Origin of the sequence: Undibacterium paludis (assembly GCF_022568815.1) — a bacterium.
Taxonomy (GTDB): Bacteria; Pseudomonadota; Gammaproteobacteria; order Burkholderiales; family Burkholderiaceae_D; genus Undibacterium.
In genome coordinates this window covers 1-4011 of the sequence record NZ_JAKZHX010000037.1, presented here as the reverse complement: position 1 = coordinate 4011, position 4011 = coordinate 1, and the positions used below count along the sequence as shown (strand labels likewise).

The following is a 4011-nucleotide window of genomic DNA, read 5'->3' as shown; positions in this document are numbered from 1 at the left end:
TCACGACATTGACCACGGCGCCACGGAAACTGGCGACTGCGGGTCGCGGATGGTCGGTTGGCAAAGTCAATGCGGCCGGGGCTCCTGCAAGCTGTTGCTTCCAGAAGTCCAACTGACGTTCTAATACCGTCCCCTGCAGCCATTGGCGTTGCCATAAAGCGTAATCCGAATATTGCAACGACAGACCCGACAGTGGCGAAGGTAAGCCTTGCGCGAACGCAGAATACAGTACACCTAGTTCTCTCACCAGCACGTCGACAGAACGGCCATCTGAGGAGATGTGGTGCATGGTCAGCACCAGCACATGCTCGGTCTGACTCTCGGTTTCTTCAATGCGCAACAGATGAGCGCGAAGTAGCAATCCACTGGCCAAATCAAAAGGACGAGAAGTTTCCAGTCGGGTCATGCGTATCAATTCCTGCTGTCTGGCAAGCTTGTCCAGACCCGTCAGATCGGTTTGCTCCATCTTGAATGTGTTATCCGGCCTGAGAAATTGCACGCCCTGGCCATTGATTGTGCGATAACAGATACGCAATGATTCGTGTCTTTGCACCAGTTCAAACAAACTTGCTTCAAGTGCGGCTACATTGAGTATGCCTGTCAGACGAACTGCACCGGACAAATGGTAGGCTTCATTAGCTTCATGCAATTGCTCCAGAAACCACAGACGTTCCTGCGCAAACGAAAGGGGGATAAGCTCGGGATGGGGCAGTGCTTTCACTGGCGGCAGGACAGTTTGCGGCGTACCTTGCATGCCGTCGATCAAGGCAGCGAGTTCTGCGACCGTCGCCGATTCGAAAATTGCACGCAGAGGCAACTCCACCTGCATGGTCGCCCGGATATGGCTGACCAGGCGTGCCCCTAAAAGTGAATGCCCGCCCAAGTCAAAGAAATTGTCGTGAATGCCGACTCTATCACGACCGAGGATGTCAGCCCAAATACCCACCAGTGTTGCTTCTATAGGATTTCTGGGGAGAGCATCTTCAAGTGATCCTGTAAATTGCGCTGGTGCGGAAAGCGCCTTGTAATCGAGTTTTCCGTTGGTGGTCAGCGGCAAGGCATCAAGCTCGACAAAAGACGACGGTATCATGTGCTCTGGCAGTCGCAATGCCAGTGCGGCACGAAGGGTGTCGGTATTCTTGCTGCCATCACCGACCAGATAAGCGAAGAGATGCAACTGCCCGGATTTATCCGGGCGTGCGCATACGGCTGCACGGGAAATGCCAGGCTGGTCCATTAAAACCGCCTCAATTTCTCCCAGTTCTATCCTGAACCCGCGCAACTTGACCTGCTGGTCTGCACGACCCAGAAAGTCCAGCTGGCCATCCACTTTCCAGCGTACCTTGTCGCCGCTGCGATACATGCGTGAACCATCCTGACGGAACGGGTCTGCAACGAAGCGGGTCGCGCTCAATGAACGGTCATTCAGATAGCCACGCGCCAGACCCTGGCCTGCAATATAGAGTTCGCCGGCAACCCCGACTGGAACCGGCTGTAATTGCTCGTCAAGCACATAAACGCGGGCAGAACGAATGGGCGCACCAATACTGACTGGTTGGGGTGACTGCTCTGCCGCATGCAATAAGGCGACACTGGTCCAGACACTGGCTTCTGTTGGCCCGTACTCGTTATAAAACGCTGCTTGAGGGCACTGCGAAAAATGCTTGAGCTGCAATGCGAGAGTCAGGGCTTCGCCAGCAGAAATAACCAGTCTCAGGCTGGACAGCTTCTCTGCATGTGTGTCCAGAACTGCTTCATACAATGAAGGAACACTGAGCCATGTCCGCAATTGATGCCGCTGTATCAAAGCTGCCAGGTGATCAAGATCACGCTCGAGCCCATGTTCTGGAATGCAGATGGAAGCCCCGGTGCACCATGCCCAGAAAATCACGGCGACCGAGCTGTCGAAGCTGATGGATGGCAACAAGATGACGGATTCTGGCGTGCCATAATAGTCGATACGCGTTGCATTTGATGCGGCAAGACCGCCATGACGTACCTGTACCCCTTTGGGACGGCCAGTAGAGCCAGAGGTGTAAATGATATAGGCAAGATGTTCGCGTCCTATCCTCAACACCGGAGCGGTTGTTGGCAGCGATGCAATTTGCGGCCAGTCGCTGTCTATTTGAACAACATGTGACCAGTGAGAAGGGAGGTGATCCATCAGCCTGGCATGGCTTATCAGCACTGGTGTCATTGCATCGTCAAGCAAATATGCAATGCGCTGTGCCGGGTAAGACGGATCAATCGGCACATAGGCGCCGCCAGCCTTGAGGATGCCAAGCACAGCTACCAGCATATCTGAAGATCGTTCCATGCAGATGCCGACCGGGACATCAGGGCCGACCCCCAGGCTGCGCAGGTAATGCGAAAGCTGATTCGCACGAGATTCAAGATCACGATAATTGATGCTCTCTTCGCCACAAATAAGCGCTGTCGCATCAGGCGTACGTAAGGCTTGCTCCGTCATTGCTGCAAGGATCGACGAAAATTCCGTTGGGTCATTTGCATAGGATGAGCCCTGGTCGAGCAGGCGCAAGCGTTCCCGGGAATCGATAATGGATAGCGTGCCGATCGAACACTTGGGATTGTCGACGATGGCTTCCAGCAAGACGCGTAATGAACCAGCCAGGCGTTCGATGGTTGAGTTATCGAAGAGATCCGTTGCGTATTCGAATACACCGATCAGGCCGTCGGTGGTTTCCTTGATAGATAAATTGAGATCAAAAGCAGAGGTTGTTTTTTCTGCCTCTGACAAACTCAAGGTCAGGTCAGGCAGATCAAGTGTCAGCTCTGCCGTATTTGCCAGAACAAACTGAACCGGGGCAATCGGCTGCCTGCTCAAGTCGCGTTGTGGTTGCAGGGTCTCCACAAGTTTTTCGAAAGGTAAATCCTGATGTGCGTAAGCGCCGAGTGCCGTTTCACGTACATTCGCAAGCAGGTCGAGGAAAGTCTGATTGCCTGATAAGTCAGACCGGATAACCAGTGTATTGACAAAGAAGCCGATCAAGCCTTCCAGTTGGCGCTGGCGCCGACCCGCAATGGGCGTACCGACGACCACATCGGTTTGACCGCTCCAGCGCGAGAGCAGGGTTTGATATGCCGCCATCAGGACCATGAATAGCGTCGCGCCTTCCTGTCTAGCCAGTGCATTGAGTTGTATCGACAGATGTTGCGGCAGATTGAAATTAAAGGTGCGACCACGGAAGCTTGCCACGGCCGGGCGGATTCTGTCGCTTGGAAGTTCCAGTATCGGCGCGTCTGCCAGCTTTGCTTTCCAATAATCAATTTGCTGATTGATCACCGGGCCCTGAAGCCATTGCCGCTGCCATAGTGCAAAATCGGCATATTGAACCGGCAGGGGAGGGAGTAGGGTTGGCGTATGCTGCACGATCCCTGTATACAGGGCACTCATTTCGCGTATCAGCACATCAATGGACCAACCGTCGGAAGCGATATGGTGCATCGCCAGGATGAGAAGGTGATCGGTGTCACTGACTTTCAGCAATACTGCGCGGAACAGTTGCCCCGCTTCCAGATCAAATGGTCTGGATCGCTCTTCCTGCATCAGTCGTGTTGTTTCAATCCCGGGATTGGCATCTGGCGCAAGCACGGCATGCCCCAGTTTGAACTGCGATGGAACAACGATCTGTACGCCTTTTCCATTGACGGACTGAAATGCCGTATGCAGCGCTTCATGTCTCTTGACTACCTGCTCCAGACTGGCTTCCAGTGCTGCTGTGTTCAGTTGCCCCTCCAGCCGGACTGCACCGGAAATGTGATAAACCTCGTTAACTTCATGTAGCTGATGCAAAAACCAGAGTCTCTCTTGTGAGAAAGAAAGCGGAATCATGTCTGGTCGGGGGCCTGCTTCAACTGTACTGAGAATGGCATCGGCAGAGTGCTGCATGTGCGCAATCTCTTCAGCCAGGTCGGCAAGCCTCGGTTTTTCAAAGATCGTGCGTAATTGCAGTTCGACTTGCAGCCTGGAGCGTACCAGGCTGACCATGC

The 4011-nt window shown here is 53.7% G+C and carries 1 protein-coding gene; it reads right to left on the bottom strand.

The features are described from left to right. The coding region (locus LZ463_RS28755) for an amino acid adenylation domain-containing protein (RefSeq protein ID WP_241459757.1) at nt 1–4011 on the bottom strand (4011 nt) is incomplete at both ends.